The following is a 15,741-nucleotide window of genomic DNA, read 5'->3' as shown; positions in this document are numbered from 1 at the left end:
ATTTGTTAGCAATGAATAAACCAATGGTTGTGTTTTCCTCTATATCCATCACTTACCTAACTAGTAAAAAAGTATATCAAACTATTAACATTAATGCAATAGTTACCAATATATATTTTTATAGGTAAATGGGGATGGAATTCCCAACTTTAGTTTATATTTCTTATGATAATATAAAGCTTGCTAAATTTCTACAATTTTTATCATATTTTTATTAATTCTGTAATATATTTACTGTTATCCAGTGGAATGCACACTTTATCATTCTATTCAGTTAATTCAGGATTATGCCTGTTCAATAAAAATTTGTCTATATTAGAAAATTTTTCATGTACTTTTCGGTATTATTTGGTACACTATCATTAAGAAGGTTTTCTCCCTAATGGATGCTTTCTTTAACTTGTATAGTACAAACGTACTAACCTTCGCTCCAGCGTTCAGGAAAAGCCGCCAAATTTGGCGGCTTTTTCCTATTTAGGGATAGAGAAATGTCGAATTTCGTTGTATAGTAAGACTAAAGAATTATTATCAATGAAGGTGGTTTGTATTATGAAGAAACTGAAGGGGATAGGCGTTGCTTTCATACTGCTCCTTTCCATATTAATGCCTGCTTTGAATCAATCGGTCTCAGCAGCTGCTGCTCCAAGGATTGATCATACAAGTCCTGCAGCTAACGAACAGAATGTTCCGATTGATACGGATATACGCATTTATTTCAACAGTGATATACGCGGGATTTCCTCACAGTATATTAAACTATTTGAGAAGAGCAACGGAACGTATTATGATTTCCCGATAAAAACCGTTAAGAAAGATGGAGAAGCCTTACATATTCTTCCTGAGAAATCACTCGGATTCAACAAAGAATACATGGTTCAGTTCAACGGACCTGCTGTTGATCTACTGAATGGTACATACAATCAGCATCTGTCTTATACGTTCCAAACTAACTATATCGATTTCTATGAACTAATGGTTGTCAATGAAGGCCGATTAATGAATATGCTTGATACATATGCGCCTAGACAAATTAAAGCTTTTGCTCCAAAACGCTATATTAATGAGATTTCTGTAATTCATAAAAAAACAGGTTCCTTAAAAGGGGATCAAGCATCCTTTAACGGCATTACGAATATTGATATTAATACAAAAAGTGAAGACGTCGTAAACGTCCATGTCGATATTATGAAAGATGGTAAGAGTCTTCAAAAGGGATATGCGAGCAAAGTAACTGGCACGAAGGCATCGAAGAACCAATTTACGTTTGACATTGGGTTCTCGAATATTCCTGACTTTTATGATGTAAGAGTGACTGTTTTAAACAATGCCCAGCAAACAATAGATTCGAAGATTATTAAGTTCGCGGCCGAGGATGGCAAAGCGATTACTTCCTTTAAAGAATCCTATAAATATAAGACGGCTGGAAATGGCTATACGTTCCATGAGCTGCTATCGAAAGAAAGCCTGTTTGCTGATTTGCTTGCTGAAAGCATGATGCAGGATATTAAAGTTCAGGTTGAGGACAGGTAAATGAAGAAGCTGGCAATCCTCTTTATGATGGTTGGAATTCTTATCGTTTTCCCTGGGGTGCTGCAAGGGCAAGCTTCTCTTAAAGAGCTTACACTCAGTGAGCGGACCATTCAGGATCCAATGAAGAGCTGGACCATTACCTTTACACAGCCGATTAATAAAGGAACACTTAAGAAGCAAAACTTCCTTATTAAAGATGATAAGAAACGACAGGTAAAAGCTAAACTGAGTCTATCAAAGGATGAAAAAAAGGTTACCATTACACCAGAATCTCCTTATAAAAAAGGGGTTACCTATTACTTATATATTAAAGGAAATGTTAAATCCGGCAGCAATGCATTTTTGAATGAGCATACGGTTTTGCCGTTTAAGATTGGGGCTGTTCCTAAAGAAAGCAAGAATTCGAGTGGGAAGACAACAACAAATGACAAACAGCCTGCCTCTTCTTCAGGAAAAACAGCCAGTTCCGGATCGGACTCAAAATCTAGCTCTAACGCCAGTACGAGCACGAGTTCAAAAACACCTGGGAAGAATCTAGTAAAGGTGCAAACGAAGAAGCACTCGCATTTTGATGAAATCAGCGTGCAGGTGAGCGATTATGTGACAAAGGTGAAGGCTGGCAGCAATGAGTTTGAATATAAAGGCAATAATTTATTCGTGCTCTATCAGCCTGGTCTAAAGTCCGGTGAAAAGATTACCGTTAAAGGGTACAGCATGTCAGGCAAGGTGCTCGAAACGAAGGAGGTCGTCATTCCGTAATGATGAAGAAGGCCCTCCGCAATACAATGATTTTTTCACTAATCATCGCAAACTTAATTATTTGGCCGATGCTTTTTTCTGATCTTGGGGAGGATTCTCGTAAAGAGGCAAGTGTTGAACAAGGGAATTCCTCAGGGAATGTAAAGGGAACTGCTGAAGCAACAGCTACGGAAAATGGAGAAAAAACTTCCATTTCTGAAGAGCAGCTTGAGGAATCATCCTCTGAAAAAAGCACCTCGAAGAATTCTGTGTTTAAAATTCTTAAAATTGAATGAAACTTTTTCCGAGGTCACAACGTCTATTAAGTGGACACTAGCAATTGTTTTTTCCAATGGGCTGGTGCTTACCTAACTGGGCAGCTTAGCTGTCGCTTTATTTTGCCAGTGCTCATTTTTGTGAGTGCTGGCTTTTTTTTGACGTTGAATATGGGCTTATTCCGCTATGTTTTTCCTGTTTCATTGACAAAAGCCCCGATTGCCTATGCAACCGGAGCTTTTGTTATTTTATTGATCGGCTCTTATCACTTTACCTCAACATAGGATTCTTCTATTCTCATATCCATCCTTGTATTCTCAATAGATAGGTTTTTATTTGGTTCCTCTGATTTTAGCATACGCGGTTGAACGGCTCCGCTGTTTAATAGCCTATCTGTTAGGTTGTTGCTGGCTGCATTTACTGGTTTCTTTTCTTCTTGCTGAGGCTGCTGTTCATTTTCTTTGTCAGGCTTTTCTTCTACTGGTTTGTTTTCATCGTCTTTTGTCGGTTTATCCTGTTCAGGTTTTACTGGTTCTTTCGGATTTTCTTCTTTAGAAGGATCTTCTTTGTCTTCTTCAGAGGCTTCCTTGTCCTCTTCAGTCTTTTCTTTTTCCTCTTGACCTGCCTTTGCTTCCTCTTCTTTTTGCTTCATTTCTTTTTCAATTTCGGAAAGGGCCTTGTCGAGGTTGTCCGTTCCTTCGGATGGGTTTTCCCCGATTGCATTATTTAATTCTGCCAATTTATCGAGCAGCTCCTGCTTTTGCTCATCTGTTAGTACCGTTGATTCTGTAATTTGCTTCTTGAGGGCGTCGATGCCATCTTTAGAATTCGGATTTTCTGGCGGCTGTGTTTCATTGACTGTTTCCTCTTTCTCTTGTTGTTCCTGTTGTACTTTCTCCAGTTTTTCTTTTTCGAGCTTTGCCTCTTCTTCTTTTTGCTTCATTTCCTTTTCAATTTCAGCAATGGCTTTCTCGAATTCACCGGTTCCCGCTGATAAGTCCCCATTCTCGATTGCTGAATTCAGTCCTGTTAATTTTTCAAGAAGGGATTGTTTTTGCTCCTCTGTCAGCGTAGTTGATTCAGTGATTTTTTGAATTAATAGGCTAGTTCCTTCCTTTAAGCCTTTCTTTTGCACTTGGATTTGTTCCAGTTGGGTCATTTCTTTCTCAATATCAGCAATCGCTTGATCTAACCCGCTAATATCAGCTGTTAAATCCTTGTTATTAAGTGTGGCATTGATTTCTGCTAATTTTTCCATTAAGTATTGAACTTGTTCAGGTGTTAAGTTCTTTGAATCATTAAGCTTTTGCATGATTCGTGATGCCCCTTCTTTTAGGGCATCCTTTTTCTTTTGGATTTCTTGGAAGACTTTTATTTGCTGGTCGATGGCGGCAATCGTGCTTTCTAGCTCGGTGATTTTTGCTAATAAGTCTGTGTTTTGCTGGCGGAGGGCTTCTATTGCTTTATTAACTTCCTCTATTTTTGCTGATAACTGTTCGATTTGTTCTTCTGTTAAGGTCTTTGCCTCGGCAAATTCCTCGATAAATAATGTTAGTTCTTCTTTAAAGCCTTCGATTTGCAGGAGGATTAATTCGAAAAATTCAGGGTCATATTTGCATTGTTCAATAGCGAGTTTCACGATGCCTTTGATGAATTCTAATGTATCCTCAATTTTCTTTAAGTTCTCCTGTGCCTTCGCTTCCCCTTTTGGGAACTCATTTGCAAGTATGTCTTGCAGCTTTGTCTGCATTTCTTGTATTTCACTAATCAAAACTCCTAAGTCCGTAACCTTTTGGTTATTTTCTGCTATTGTCAGTTGAATGGCGGCAATTTCTCCTCGCAAGCTTTCCTGCTGCGCTTGCAGTCCTTCGATCGTTGTCGTGTCGAATGAAGCTACTGGCGGTGCTTCGACGTCATCTTCTTCAACTTTGATCATTCCGTCGATTTTTTCCGTCATCCCCGTGACATCAATTTCACCTGCTTTTGCTAAAATCTCCTCCATTAATGCGATCGCTTCTTCCTTCCACTCATATGTAAGATCTCGCCGCTTTTCAATCTCTTTTGGGAAAATAAAACAAGCCTGAACCCCGATTTCCTGATCTTGTATAGAGGTAAATGCGCCATATGTAGGGCCTGTCATTCTTGCCGTACCTAATAAAAGAGAGGAAATCGCGACACTTGATGTAAATGTCCGAAACAGTCTTCTTTTTTGCTTCTTGACCTTACTATTATGTCTCATGGATCTTGGTTTCACCAGTATGCCAAACCTCCTTGTAGGTTCTTTATATAGAACGATTTAGGTAAAAAAATAAGTTCGATAACGAGATATAATGAAATTATATTCCCGATTATACACTATAATTATAGAATTTTAAATAGTTTGATAGGATAAATTTCTTAATAAAGAACTTTGGAGGATAACTAGCTAAACATAGCTTTAGGACTTTTTAAGGATAAAGATAATAGTGAATTCCTCTTTTTTACAGCAAAAAAAAGAGCACAAAGCTGTGCCCTTTCCCGTTATTTCACTGTCACCTCAAGATAAATGCCCTTCTGCATTTGCTTGGCATTTTGGCTTGTCCATTTCGGATGGATGAGAAGCATGTACTGTCCTTTTGATTGCAGCTTCGTCTTCGGTGTGATCGTCATTTTATAATCGTTGGCAACTTTCATATCAACAGGGACCTCGCTCCCGCCAAGCTGGATCAGCTGGACATCCTCTGGTTTGAGTGCAGACCAGTTCATTTTCATGTTCATTTCCACAGTAAATGTTTTCGTAACAGGGACGTCCTTAAGCATCGGAAGCTTCTGGTATCCCTTATATTTTGCAATTAATTGGTCTCTGTGAGAGATTGATAATTCTTCCCCTATCGCGGTTTCAATATTTGGGGTTACACCGACTTCATGAACAGGCGTGCCGTTTGGTGAATAAAAACGAGCGGTTGTTAGCTTTAACAGACTGTTGTCACTTAGCGGGAACAGCGTTTGCATCGAGCCCTTTCCAAAGGATGCTTGCCCGTAAATAGTTGCCCCTTTCTGCTCTTTAACTGAAACAGAAACCATTTCTGAAGCACTTGCGCTGTACTCGTTGATTAGAATATGCGTTGGTTCTGTAAACTTTACTTTTTGCGGAATGACTGCGTAAATTTCTGGTTTCTCTGTTTTATAGCGCAGCTGGAACGCGTTTTTTACATTTGGAAAGAGACCGGCAATTTCCTGTGCAGCAGACACATAGCCTCCTCCATTATTCCGAAGGTCGAAAATCCAGCCCTTTGCCCCGCTTAATTTTCCAATCGCGTTTACGATTTCCTTCGTTGATTCTTGGGCGAAGCTGTTTAAGCGAACAAAGCCGATATCGCCTCCGAGCATTTTATACTCGACATTCGGCAGCTTGATTAATTCTCTCGTTATCGTCTTTGTCACAAGGCTATTCGTTTCAACTGAAATATAGTTTAGCGTTACCGTTGTATTTTCTTTCCCGCTAATGAGAGAAATGGCATTTTGGACAGATTTGCCAGCAAGACTAATCCCATTGGCGCTAACAATAATATCCCCAGCTTGAATGCCCGCTCGATCCGCAGGTCCGCCCTGAATAACGGATAGAACCTTTATTCCTTTGATATCCTCTTCCAGCACAATCCCTACACCTACAAGCTGCTGCTCAATTCCATTGGAGAAATCAGCAAACTCCTCAGCTGTCATATAGGCAGAATAAGGATCTAGATGCTTTGTAATTTCCTGTGCAGTCGGTTTCGCCAGCACAGAATCTGGTACTTCCTCTATGTAATAATCCTTTATGAGTGCACGAATCTCATCTAGCGGCTCAGCCGCAGAAACAGCTGCTGCATTCGATAGAAGCAGGAAAACTAGTAAAAAACTAAAATACTTTTTCAACATCTAAAACAGGCACCTCCCAAAGTTAGTCGAATCACGCGGTGACAGGCACCGTTAGCTATATTTTAGACTACTTTTTATCAGATTCATAGATTTTTTGGCGGACTGGAGGACGGAAACCTTATTCCAGTAAATAACAGAAATGAGAAGCCAATCTATCGCTCCTCCATTCCCTCTTTATCTTTGTAAAAAATGAATGGCCGGTCTGATGACTGGAACAATCCTATATGTACGAAGGAATAATTATTACCTGCTTGGCTGTGAGCAAATGCACATTTTTAGGAGTTAACCAGTTTACTATATTTGGAACATTTATAAAACTAGTGAACCTGTCCTTTTGTCCTGCTGGGTAAAAGGTTGCAGAAAAAAAGAGGTTCATTTTAGCTATAGCTTCGCGAGATTGTGTCCATATCTTGGTTCTATAGGTGTGATTTGTTATTTCAGTGGTCCTATTTTTATTATTTTTGCTTTATTTTTCTTTGCAACAAGCTATAATTTGGTAGATTTTGCAGAATTATAGTGTGAGGGGAAGAAACATGTCGAGTAAGAAGGATCTTCAGCAAATGCAGCTCTCTCGGTCTAAGCGAATTAGGGCCAGCAGACAAAGGAAAAGGCGCTTTACTTTTATTTTTATCATGCTTTTATTATTGATAGGTCTTTTCGCTGCAGTACCAGCTATTCAATCAAGCACAATGGCTGATCAAGTGAAAACAAAAGAGAAGCTTGCAAATCAAGAGCAAGTTTTAGCTTCATCACAGCAAACGCCGCCCAAAAAATCATCAGAATTAGAGCAGGAATTAAAAACTGACATACGGGTGGATGCGATACAGACAAAAGCAGAGAAGCAATGCACTTGTCAGAATGAAGGAAAGAAGAAAGAAGACATTCAAGTAATCAAACGTGAAGTGAAGAAAAAAGAAGATATTCGTGTGATCGAACATGAAGTGAAGAAAAATGAGACCCTTTTTAGTATTACCATGCTCTATTTTTCAAGCAGTCAGTTCCAGAATGAGATTTCTTCTTATAACGGGATTAAAAATCCGGAAAAAGAGATTCGTATAGGGATGAAGCTTGCCATTCCGAATCCCCAGTTTATGTTTACTCATAAGGTGAGTAAAGGCGAAACATTTGCCAGCATTTCAAGGAAATATTATGGAAGCGCTTCCCAGCGTCTGTCATTAGCTAGTTATAATGGAATCAAAAATCCGGATCAGTTGAAATATGGGACAACGCTGCAAATCCCTAGTCCTTCCACATTACAAAAGATCGCTTCCTTATCGGCTAAAGAGGACAAAAAGAAAGAAAAAGCCGTATACAGCATCATCATTACGAAAAAAACAAATAAGCTTGTTGTTTATCAGGACAAGAAAGTGATTAAAACGTTTTCAGTAGCAACTGGGAAAAACTCATCACTCACGCCTGAAGGAACGTTTAAAATTGTTAACAAAATTGATGAACCATGGTATAGCCCCAAGGGAATTCCTGGGGGCGATCCAAAGAATCCTTTTGGCAGCCATTGGCTTGGTCTCGATGTGTCAGGAACAAAGGGAACAAAGTATGGCATACACGGAACGAATGATCCATCCTCCATTGGAGGCTACGTCAGCTTAGGATGCATTCGTTTAAAAAATACGGACGTCAAATGGCTATATAACAATATTCCACTGCAAACGACAGTTACCATTAAATAATCCTAGTCTCAGTTAATCATAGATAGAGAGAGCCGATTAGGATCGGCTCTCTTTTCTGGGTCCCTATTTTTCTGCATACTTTAAGAGCACCTCTGCTAAATAGTCGACCATAGGAGCTCGCTCGTTTTGGAGAAATGCTTCTACAGCCTCTTTTTCTAACGGAACGAGCAGGAACTCATCAAACTCAGGCTGCTGTCCATTTTCAATTAAATACTGGTTATAGTTTAAAAAGTGCTCATGGAGCTCCTCTGCGGTAATGTCTAACGATAATTCATACATAACCGCCCAAAAGTCATGTGAGCCTTTATGCTTGATGAATTTCGGAAGGAAGGAACGAGTGCGGGGGGAGTGAATGTCCAGCCCCATCTCTTCTTTTAGTTCTCTACTCATATTTTCTTCTATATCAAATATAGAATCTCTTAAATCAGATTCCTCCAGTCCGCCGCCTGTGAATTGCAGGCGCCCAGGGGTAGAGGTCATTTGATTCATTCTGCCAAAAGCGATATGGTTGTCTTTTGTGATGACTGATGTGCAGGAATAGATGACTTTACAAGGGTGGTCACACGTTGGATGGTGCATTGTATATAGATAATGTTTGTAGTCGGTCTTCGCAACGGTGATTTCTAGTTTCTCGGGTGTTTGTCTAATATCTGTAATAGTGAAGGCTTCTCCATTCCTTAGTGCAGGATTTTTGCTTATTTGTTCATTCCAAAAGCGATCATGGCTGTTGCCGATGTCTTCGGGCAACTTGATTGGATTTGGGCTTAATCTAACTATTATGCTTGGTGGTGCCTTGTCGATGATGAGTGGCTGCATGGGGGACCTCCTATCTATTCAAGTTATTTTTCGCCTCAAAATCAAACCTTAATAAAATAGATCTATGTTTTGTATAACTTTTTCAATGGGAAGTTTTCGCTTTTTTAACACTTGTTTATCACGTAATTTAACTAGAAAATCAATAAATTCCGATTTTGCTGGAAGACCTGATATTACATAAGAACATTTATTATTTGCTGCTTTCTCATGAACATACTTTTCTAATGCATGAATGACAGTTGCTTCATGTTTTTCCTCTAATGAGGTCCACCTTTTTAAATCATCCCATGAAAAGTTTGATTTTAAAAATAATTCGTCCCAGCCTTCTGTCACAGGAAATTTCACATGATTCTCCATCCAGGAAATCACATCCTTCGAATGAAAATGACCAAGATGGGAAAGTGCTTCATACCCCGATATTTTTTTATTACATTCCTGTTCAAGAAAATTAATTACGAGGGGCAACCCTTTATCTTACTTACACACATTGAGGTTAGGTACGAACGTAATCTAGTATCCATATAATCTGGCTTCGCTTCCCATATGCTGCTAACCCATGTTTCAGCGTTTTGCCCTAGAACCCGTCCGAACATCTCACATAGTAACTTCTGATCTTTAAATGCTCCTTCTTTATGCAATTCATTTAAAAGGAACTGAAATAACTCATTTCTATTAAATTTCTGGAGTAAAGTGATGGTTTCCTCATCTAACTTCCCTCGATAAACAACAAATGCTGTTAGCTGTTTCATATTATTTTTCACATCTTCTAAGGTTGTTTCTGAAAATGTTTCAAACCACTGCTTCCACCTAACGGCTGCTTGACTTGCGGTGTCCACTCCAGATTCGCTTAGAAAATATTCAAACTGCCACTTTTCACTGCCAATACACCCAAGTTCAGTAATTCTAAGTAAATAATTGATAAATGAATCGGCAACATAAGTAATCGTGTCTTCCTCATGATCCCAATAAATAACTGGTTTTTCCACCCTGTCAACAGACATATCAAATGCATAAATATCTCCATTTCCAGCGTGCGAAAACTCTAATTTCCCCCTAAGTGTACTCCCATAATCTTCACCATCCTCCATTCCTTCATCAGCTAACCTAGTTAAATTCTGAAGGAAGTTGATATTCCAATGGATCTCTCCTGAAAATATTTCCCTAAATTCACTGGGAATCATTGTATCCTCAGAGAATGAGTAATAAAAGGAAAGGGATTTTCCTATGTTTTGTACGATGTATTTATATGAAGGAGGCAATTGACACCCTAGCTCCTTTTCTTTCGCCTCTATCTCCTGCAGTGTTGCCGTCTCGCCAATTTCCATTTGATAGACTTTGCCGTTATTCTTCTCTACTTTTTGTAGTATTTCTTTCCATTTTGAAATAAGAAATTGAATATCCTTCATTTTTTACCCTCGCCCTCCGCAGCTAATTTCTTGATCTATCCTGCATCTTGAAGCTCAATAACTACAACGAAAAACAGCGTTCATTCTTCAAGAATCAACGCCCGCAAAATCCGCAATCAAATTCTTTTTCATTCGTTCTGTGTCTATTGTTTTCCTGCCGCCGCTTCCCATTAAAATACATCTTGGCAATGGCAGGTCAAAAATATGATTCATCACCTCAAGCTTTTCCGGATAGTGTACGATCATTTCCCCCTTTTCCGGATAGTTATGTTTGCTCTGCCACGAAATCAATCCCTTGCAAAAATTATCATTTGCTGGCATTTCGATTCGATTGAAATCATCTTCAGATAATATGTATCTGGCTATCTGGTACAGCCCATGTGCTTCTGTGCAGAAGCATTTATATATTTTTGGACGATCTAATCTTGTCGAATATTTACATACATCACCCAATGCCTCCGTTGCTTTTTCGATATCCTTATTCGATAGCGCCGTTAGATAGGAAACGATTGCTTTTTCCCATAACCCCTTCTTCTGACGCAAAAATTTCTCTCCTGCAGGATAAGCAAGTTCCATCCATTGCTGATTTTTATACCATAATGACATAAGCAAATTACCTGCTACTACATAAAAAGGGTACCCATTCTTGCATAGCCCCAATTCCTCAGGGAAACATTTCTCGACTGCTTCTTTATAATTGCAGGCCATGCTATCCATCACATTCCAGAAGTATAGGCAATGATCATATCCGCCAGCTTTTAAATCTAATAATCTATGTTTGCTGTAATGGTAAATGGCGTTATTCAATAACTCATAATCATTATTCTGAAAAGCTTGAGACAAACCCAATAAATACGGATTTTTTATTAAAGCTACATAGATAGTTATATCAGCATCTTTTCTTCTTTCTTCAATTCTTGTGCCTATCTCAATTTGCTGGTTTAAATACTCTTCCCAATCTGCATATGTATAGATATCATTGGTCTCTGCTGGATTATGATATATTTTCAGATATTTCTTTGCTATCTTCTCCATGAGGTTCCTCTTTTCAAACGATTGTATTGGTTACTTCCTCTCCCAGCTTAAGCAATCAATTTAAAAACAAGCACAATTAGGTAGAGCGGGATTCCGACAATGAGCATCCCGGCAAGAAGATAACAAACACTAGTAAATAAAAACTTAAAAACATCATAGATGGCTCCCGCCAAATCATCAATAAATCTTGCCATTGTAATCCCCCCATTTATTTAATGGTCTGATGCTTATATATTTTAATAACTGTACGCCCTGCTTAATAACTTCAATATAAAAAGCGTAAATCCTTTATGTAATATAAACTTATTCAGCATGCAGCGATACAAAGTATTACTTTGCATCACTGCATCAAAGAGATTTAATGCCCGTGCTCCGCTGCCATTGCATTCGCTTTTGTCCTATGAACTGTACCAAATGGGTGGTTAGGCGGTGCATAGATGGAATAAAGTTTCAGAGGGACATTGCCTGTATTCGTTACATTATGCCAGGTTCCAGCAGGGATCATGATGGCATCATCATCAGAGACCTTTCTTCTAAAATATAAATTATTCTTCCTGTTCCCCATTTGAACAATCCCTTGACCTTGTTCAATTCTTAGAAATTGATCGACCGTTGGATGTATTTCTAAACCGATATCTTCCCCCACTTTTAGGCTCATCAACGTAACTTGCAAATGCCTTCCTGTCCATAAAGCAGTTCGATAATTACGATTTTGCTTGGTTGCCTTATTGATATTTACCACAAATGGTGCTGAACCATAATCCTTTAACTCAATCTGATTCCTTTCCTGTTGTGATTGTAAAGGAAGCCATTGCATCGTATGATTCGCCCCATTCTGAACATTCCAGTAAGCGGGGTACCTTCCATGGTTATCCATTGGCAAGTGAGCATAATAGGGATATGCATTTGGATAAACATTAGGGACATGATACATCTTTCTTCAACCCCTTTCAGATTTATAAAATCATTCTATGCACTCTGTTAGGGGATGTTATGCTAATTTCCTATTTTAATAGCAATCCCAGTTATATATGACATTTGAGAAATTTAATTTGAGTAAATCTTCTTTTCGAATGAAGAAGTGCTGGGTATGTATCCAAGGAGAGGCTGTCTGAGTGAATCCAGCACTTGTATACTAACTTAGATATTCAACTAAAATAAAACACGATGATGTGGTAGGTAAACCTAGACTGGCACTGCATACGTACCACCGCAGATGAGCGCATTCGTCGAGACGTTAGGATGCGGGGATCAAAAGGAGCGATTCGTGATGAGGCTGTTTTTATCTTTTAACAGTTTAGAATCGTTCCTTATTTTACCTTTTTAGGAATATTGGGCTCCTATTTCTTTTTATGCGCCCAGTTTCCCCTTTTTATGGAAATATCGGGGTCCTTTTTCTTTTTACATGCCCACTTTTTCCTTTTTACGGAAGTGTTGGGCACCTATTTCTTTTTATGTGCCCGGTTTTTCCTTTTTACGGAAATGTTGGGCTCCTATTTCTTTTTATGTGCCCGATTTCTCCTTTTTGTGGAAATATCGGGCTCCTTTTTCTTTTTATGTGTCCATTTTTCCCCTTTTATAGAAATAAAGGGATCCAATTTCTTTTTATGTGCCCAGCTATCTTTTCATTGGTAGGAAAAGGGACAGTATACCAGATGGAATGTCCATCAGATACGGGCTTGCACCAAATGGTCCTTTATGGACAATTTCGTTGCCTTTCCTATCTATGGCATATCCCAAGAAAATCTGCTGGTCGAGTCGGATTGAAATAGATCTTATAAAAGGAAAGATAAAAAAATGAAGAGGGTAAAAGGTAAGGAGAGATTGAATTTAGGATTCTACCTATAAAAAGGCATTGCTCCTTAAATTGAATACAATCAATTTATTCGTGGCTTTTTCAGTGCCCTAAAAGTCAAAGGCTTTTGAAGCGATTTTAATTGATTCATTTAATATCCATTGAACAATACAAACAGGTCCATGAGCGGTGACAGACACCGCCCATGGACACTCTATTAATCTACCGCGCGATCTTCAAAATAGTATTTGATGATGCCAGGTGTCTTAGGATCTGTAATATGGTAGACAGATGAGCCTACGATTTTCGCTACTTGAAGAAGCTTTTTCTTGTCAATCTTATCTAGTGTGTCTGTCGGCTTATGGTACCAAGGCTCGACTGGGGAATGAATAAATAAGGCTGATGGGATTCCTAGGTCATGGAATGGCTGATGATCGCTTCGGCCCAGCTGTCCATACGGAAGAACCTCATTAAAAAGATGATAGCTTGATGTTGCCCCTAAGTCAGTCACGAGATTTTTCTTGCCGTCAATTGTATACATAATTAATCCGCCAGCCTCGTTATCTCCTCCGGCATCACGGCCGCCGATCATATCCATTTGGAAGTGCGCAACCATTTTATCAACATCTGCCTTTGGAAGTTTGGATGCATAATAAGAAGAGCCGACTAGCCCTCTTTCCTCCGAACCAAATGTAAGGAAGCGAATTTCTGTATCTGTCTTTTCCTTCGCAAACAGTCTGGCTAATTCAAGGACAGCCGAAACCCCTGATGCATCATCATTCGCGCCTGGTCCACCAGGCACTGAATCATGGTGTGCACCAACCGTTACAATTTGTCCTGTATTTTTCTTCTCTGTTGCAGGTTTTGTTGCGATTACATTGTAGGAGGTCTTCTCAATTTTTTCAATATCGACATCCAGGGTTACCGAAAGCTCTTTTGCTTTCAACTGATCAACCAGCTTAAATCCTTCTGCTTTGGTAATGGCAACCGCCGGAATATTTTGTCCCTCTGCAGCTTGTCCGAATGTATTGCCCTCATCCGAATTATTGTACATCAGGACACCGACTGCCCCTTTTTCAAGGACATTTTTAATCTTATCAACGAAAGCGATATCCCCGCGTTCCGCTAAGACAATCTTCCCTTTAACATCCCCAACTTCCTCAGGTGTTGCCTTCCCAACATACACCAATGGAGCTGTTACTTTTCCGCTCGCACTGCCGCTAAACGCATGAGGAGTTCCGCCTAGATCGGTGTCGCCAATTTTCACCTTTGCATGATTGGTCTTAAAATCATAAATTGGAAATGGCTGAATTTCTGTTTTGTAGCCTAACTTCTTAAATTCTCCTTCTATGTATTTGACCGCTTTGAGCTCCCCTTCTGTTCCTGCTTCCCTAGGCTGCTTAGATAACAATTCAATTGTTTTATACATATTATCCGCGCTGATTTTCTTCAAAAGCTTATTCTCTAATACTACCTCATACTGTGTACTTGGACTGACAATCATTGCCGCACTGGCAGTACCACTGGATAAAACTAAACCCGCTGCTGCAAATAAAGCTACTAATTTACGATTCATCATATTCCTCCTAGTTATTTTTACTGTAACTCTATTATTAATATAATTTAATATTTTGTAAATTTAAATAATTATACAAATCTATCCATTTTTCAGCAGGATGGGCCACTGTTTTCAATGTGAACGGGTTGGTCATTTTAGGTTCCGTTCTATTTTGGGAAGGGAGATTATTATATTGAAATAGAAGTTCCTGCCTATATACCTATCTCGTTTTTCTAAGCGCAATCATTCCTATAGTACAAAATGATTAATTGAGAAGAATACTATTTATATAAATTTTAGCAGGTTGAGAGATTACGCAAATACCAACAGAATCTATCAATTTTCGTCATTATTTATGGGGAAAATTGATTTGTGGGGATGATTAGGGAAGGGATAATAAGAAATGCTGGAGGTCGTGTATATAGACATGCCTCCAGCATTTCTATTAAATTACCTTTTTTATTTGTTCAAAATGATGATTGTCATGCTCGACCATTCCTTGAAAGTATACAGCAAGGGAAAGCGTTGATTGGCCAATCATCAGTTCCTTAGACCAAAGATCGTCATCCATCTCATGTAAAGCAGTTAGAAGTGTCTGCCTAGTTGCCGTAAACCTCTCAATCGTTTCTTCTTTTGTTCGGATTCTGCTTTCAGCTGCTGCTTGATCATTGAGCATTTGAGCATCCGGGCCTTTCGGCAATTCAATATCCTTAAAGAAGTATGGCACTCGATCATTTACAATAAATTCATCCCACGGAATTAGATGGCCAATGACTTCTGCAATTGTCCACTTTCCCTCTTTAATCGGCGTTCGCCATTGTTTCTCTGACAATTGTTCTAATTCCTTTACCCATTGGATGGAATGTTCGTAATGTGATAAGATGTTCTTTTTTTCCATTTGCAAACGGCATACCTCCTTTCTTATTTTTGTCGAAAAATCGATATATCGTAGATTTCGTGGATATATCCGCTACTTTCGTAGATAAAATGGGAAATTCGCAG

General features: G+C 38.9%; 14 protein-coding genes and 1 pseudogene. 4 read left to right on the top strand and 11 right to left on the bottom strand.

From position 1 onward, the window contains the following. Positions 1-549 precede the first annotated feature (549 nt). The 3 genes from ASU02_RS01640 to ASU02_RS01630 are packed head-to-tail and all read left to right on the top strand — an operon-like array spanning position 550 to position 2,564. On the top strand, positions 550-1,530 hold the full coding sequence (locus ASU02_RS01640; RefSeq protein ID WP_057760284.1) for an Ig-like domain-containing protein: 981 nt from the start codon (positions 550-552) through the stop codon (positions 1,528-1,530). Beyond that, positions 1,531-2,289, top strand: coding sequence for an Ig-like domain-containing protein (locus ASU02_RS01635; protein ID WP_057760282.1), 759 nt, complete (start codon positions 1,531-1,533; stop codon positions 2,287-2,289). Further along, positions 2,289-2,564: a hypothetical protein gene (locus ASU02_RS01630; RefSeq protein WP_057760280.1), complete on the top strand. Its 276-nt coding sequence runs from the start codon at positions 2,289-2,291 to the stop codon at positions 2,562-2,564. Before ASU02_RS01635 ends, ASU02_RS01630 begins: the two co-directional genes overlap by 1 nt. A gap of 245 nt (positions 2,565-2,809) precedes the next feature. Here the strand turns inward: ASU02_RS01630 and ASU02_RS26195 are convergent, their stop codons facing one another. Further along, positions 2,810-4,798 carry a coiled-coil domain-containing protein gene (locus ASU02_RS26195; protein WP_157684470.1) on the bottom strand — a complete coding sequence of 663 codons (1,989 nt, stop codon included), beginning with the start codon at positions 4,796-4,798 and terminating at the stop codon, positions 2,810-2,812. 266 nt (positions 4,799-5,064) lie between these two features. Further along, the gene (locus ASU02_RS01620) at positions 5,065-6,441 is read right to left on the bottom strand and encodes a S41 family peptidase (protein WP_057760276.1); all 1,377 of its coding nucleotides are present in this window, start codon (positions 6,439-6,441) and stop codon (positions 5,065-5,067) included. 533 nt (positions 6,442-6,974) lie between these two features. Here ASU02_RS01620 and ASU02_RS01615 point away from each other — a divergent pair. After that, a complete protein-coding gene (locus ASU02_RS01615; RefSeq protein WP_057760274.1) occupies positions 6,975-8,129 on the top strand; it encodes a L,D-transpeptidase family protein in 1,155 nt (384 codons plus the stop codon). Between the two features lie 63 nt (positions 8,130-8,192). Here ASU02_RS01615 and ASU02_RS01610 read toward each other — a convergent pair whose 3' ends face one another. The 9 genes and pseudogenes from ASU02_RS01610 to ASU02_RS01575 all read right to left on the bottom strand — a co-directional run bounded on the left by ASU02_RS01610 (position 8,193) and on the right by ASU02_RS01575 (position 15,637). Further along, positions 8,193-8,945 carry an NUDIX hydrolase gene (locus ASU02_RS01610; protein WP_057760272.1) on the bottom strand — a complete coding sequence of 251 codons (753 nt, stop codon included), beginning with the start codon at positions 8,943-8,945 and terminating at the stop codon, positions 8,193-8,195. Between the two features lie 48 nt (positions 8,946-8,993). Next, positions 8,994-9,302 carry a hypothetical protein gene (locus ASU02_RS01605; RefSeq protein WP_057760270.1) on the bottom strand — a complete coding sequence of 103 codons (309 nt, stop codon included), beginning with the start codon at positions 9,300-9,302 and terminating at the stop codon, positions 8,994-8,996. A gap of 95 nt (positions 9,303-9,397) precedes the next feature. Next, a complete protein-coding gene (locus ASU02_RS01600; protein WP_057760269.1) occupies positions 9,398-10,351 on the bottom strand; it encodes an SMI1/KNR4 family protein in 954 nt (317 codons plus the stop codon). Between the two features lie 87 nt (positions 10,352-10,438). Then, entirely contained in the window at positions 10,439-11,386 is a 948-nt protein-coding gene (locus ASU02_RS01595) for a hypothetical protein (RefSeq protein WP_057760267.1), read from the bottom strand. Between the two features lie 47 nt (positions 11,387-11,433). Next, a complete protein-coding gene (locus ASU02_RS26605) occupies positions 11,434-11,580 on the bottom strand; it encodes a hypothetical protein (RefSeq protein WP_165571478.1) in 147 nt (48 codons plus the stop codon). A gap of 164 nt (positions 11,581-11,744) precedes the next feature. Further along, a complete protein-coding gene (locus ASU02_RS01590; RefSeq protein ID WP_057760264.1) occupies positions 11,745-12,320 on the bottom strand; it encodes a cupin domain-containing protein in 576 nt (191 codons plus the stop codon). A 75-nt stretch (positions 12,321-12,395) separates the two neighbouring features. Then, positions 12,396-12,470: pseudogene (locus ASU02_RS25600) on the bottom strand (DUF1963 domain-containing protein); the annotation flags it as partial. 928 nt (positions 12,471-13,398) lie between these two features. Further along, complete coding sequence (locus ASU02_RS27160) at positions 13,399-14,757, bottom strand: M28 family peptidase (protein WP_057760260.1); 1,359 nt, start codon at positions 14,755-14,757, stop codon at positions 13,399-13,401. A 427-nt stretch (positions 14,758-15,184) separates the two neighbouring features. Then, complete coding sequence (locus ASU02_RS01575) at positions 15,185-15,637, bottom strand: DinB family protein (RefSeq protein WP_232426117.1); 453 nt, start codon at positions 15,635-15,637, stop codon at positions 15,185-15,187. Positions 15,638-15,741 lie beyond the last annotated feature (104 nt).

It is taken from the genome of Cytobacillus praedii, assembly GCF_001439605.1.
Lineage (GTDB): Bacteria > Bacillota > Bacilli > Bacillales > Cytobacillaceae > Cytobacillus > Cytobacillus praedii.
This window is presented reverse-complemented; position numbering and strand designations above follow the sequence as displayed.

What these genes read in the sequence shown, in the direction of transcription:
- ASU02_RS01640 (WP_057760284.1), top strand. Translation starts at nt 550, where the DNA reads ATGAAGAAACTGAAGGGGATAGGCGTTGCTTTCATACTGCTCCTTTCC.
- ASU02_RS01635 (WP_057760282.1), top strand. Translation starts at nt 1,531, where the DNA reads ATGAAGAAGCTGGCAATCCTCTTTATGATGGTTGGAATTCTTATCGTT.
- ASU02_RS01630 (WP_057760280.1), top strand. Translation starts at nt 2,289, where the DNA reads ATGATGAAGAAGGCCCTCCGCAATACAATGATTTTTTCACTAATCATC.
- ASU02_RS01620 (WP_057760276.1), bottom strand. Translation starts at nt 6,441, where the DNA reads ATGTTGAAAAAGTATTTTAGTTTTTTACTAGTTTTCCTGCTTCTATCG.
- ASU02_RS01615 (WP_057760274.1), top strand. Translation starts at nt 6,975, where the DNA reads ATGTCGAGTAAGAAGGATCTTCAGCAAATGCAGCTCTCTCGGTCTAAG.
- ASU02_RS01610 (WP_057760272.1), bottom strand. Translation starts at nt 8,945, where the DNA reads ATGCAGCCACTCATCATCGACAAGGCACCACCAAGCATAATAGTTAGA.
- ASU02_RS01605 (WP_057760270.1), bottom strand. Translation starts at nt 9,302, where the DNA reads ATGGAGAATCATGTGAAATTTCCTGTGACAGAAGGCTGGGACGAATTA.
- ASU02_RS01600 (WP_057760269.1), bottom strand. Translation starts at nt 10,351, where the DNA reads ATGAAGGATATTCAATTTCTTATTTCAAAATGGAAAGAAATACTACAA.
- ASU02_RS01595 (WP_057760267.1), bottom strand. Translation starts at nt 11,386, where the DNA reads ATGGAGAAGATAGCAAAGAAATATCTGAAAATATATCATAATCCAGCA.
- ASU02_RS26605 (WP_165571478.1), bottom strand. Translation starts at nt 11,580, where the DNA reads ATGGCAAGATTTATTGATGATTTGGCGGGAGCCATCTATGATGTTTTT.
- ASU02_RS01590 (WP_057760264.1), bottom strand. Translation starts at nt 12,320, where the DNA reads ATGTATCATGTCCCTAATGTTTATCCAAATGCATATCCCTATTATGCT.
- ASU02_RS27160 (WP_057760260.1), bottom strand. Translation starts at nt 14,757, where the DNA reads ATGAATCGTAAATTAGTAGCTTTATTTGCAGCAGCGGGTTTAGTTTTA.
- ASU02_RS01575 (WP_232426117.1), bottom strand. Translation starts at nt 15,637, where the DNA reads ATGGAAAAAAAGAACATCTTATCACATTACGAACATTCCATCCAATGG.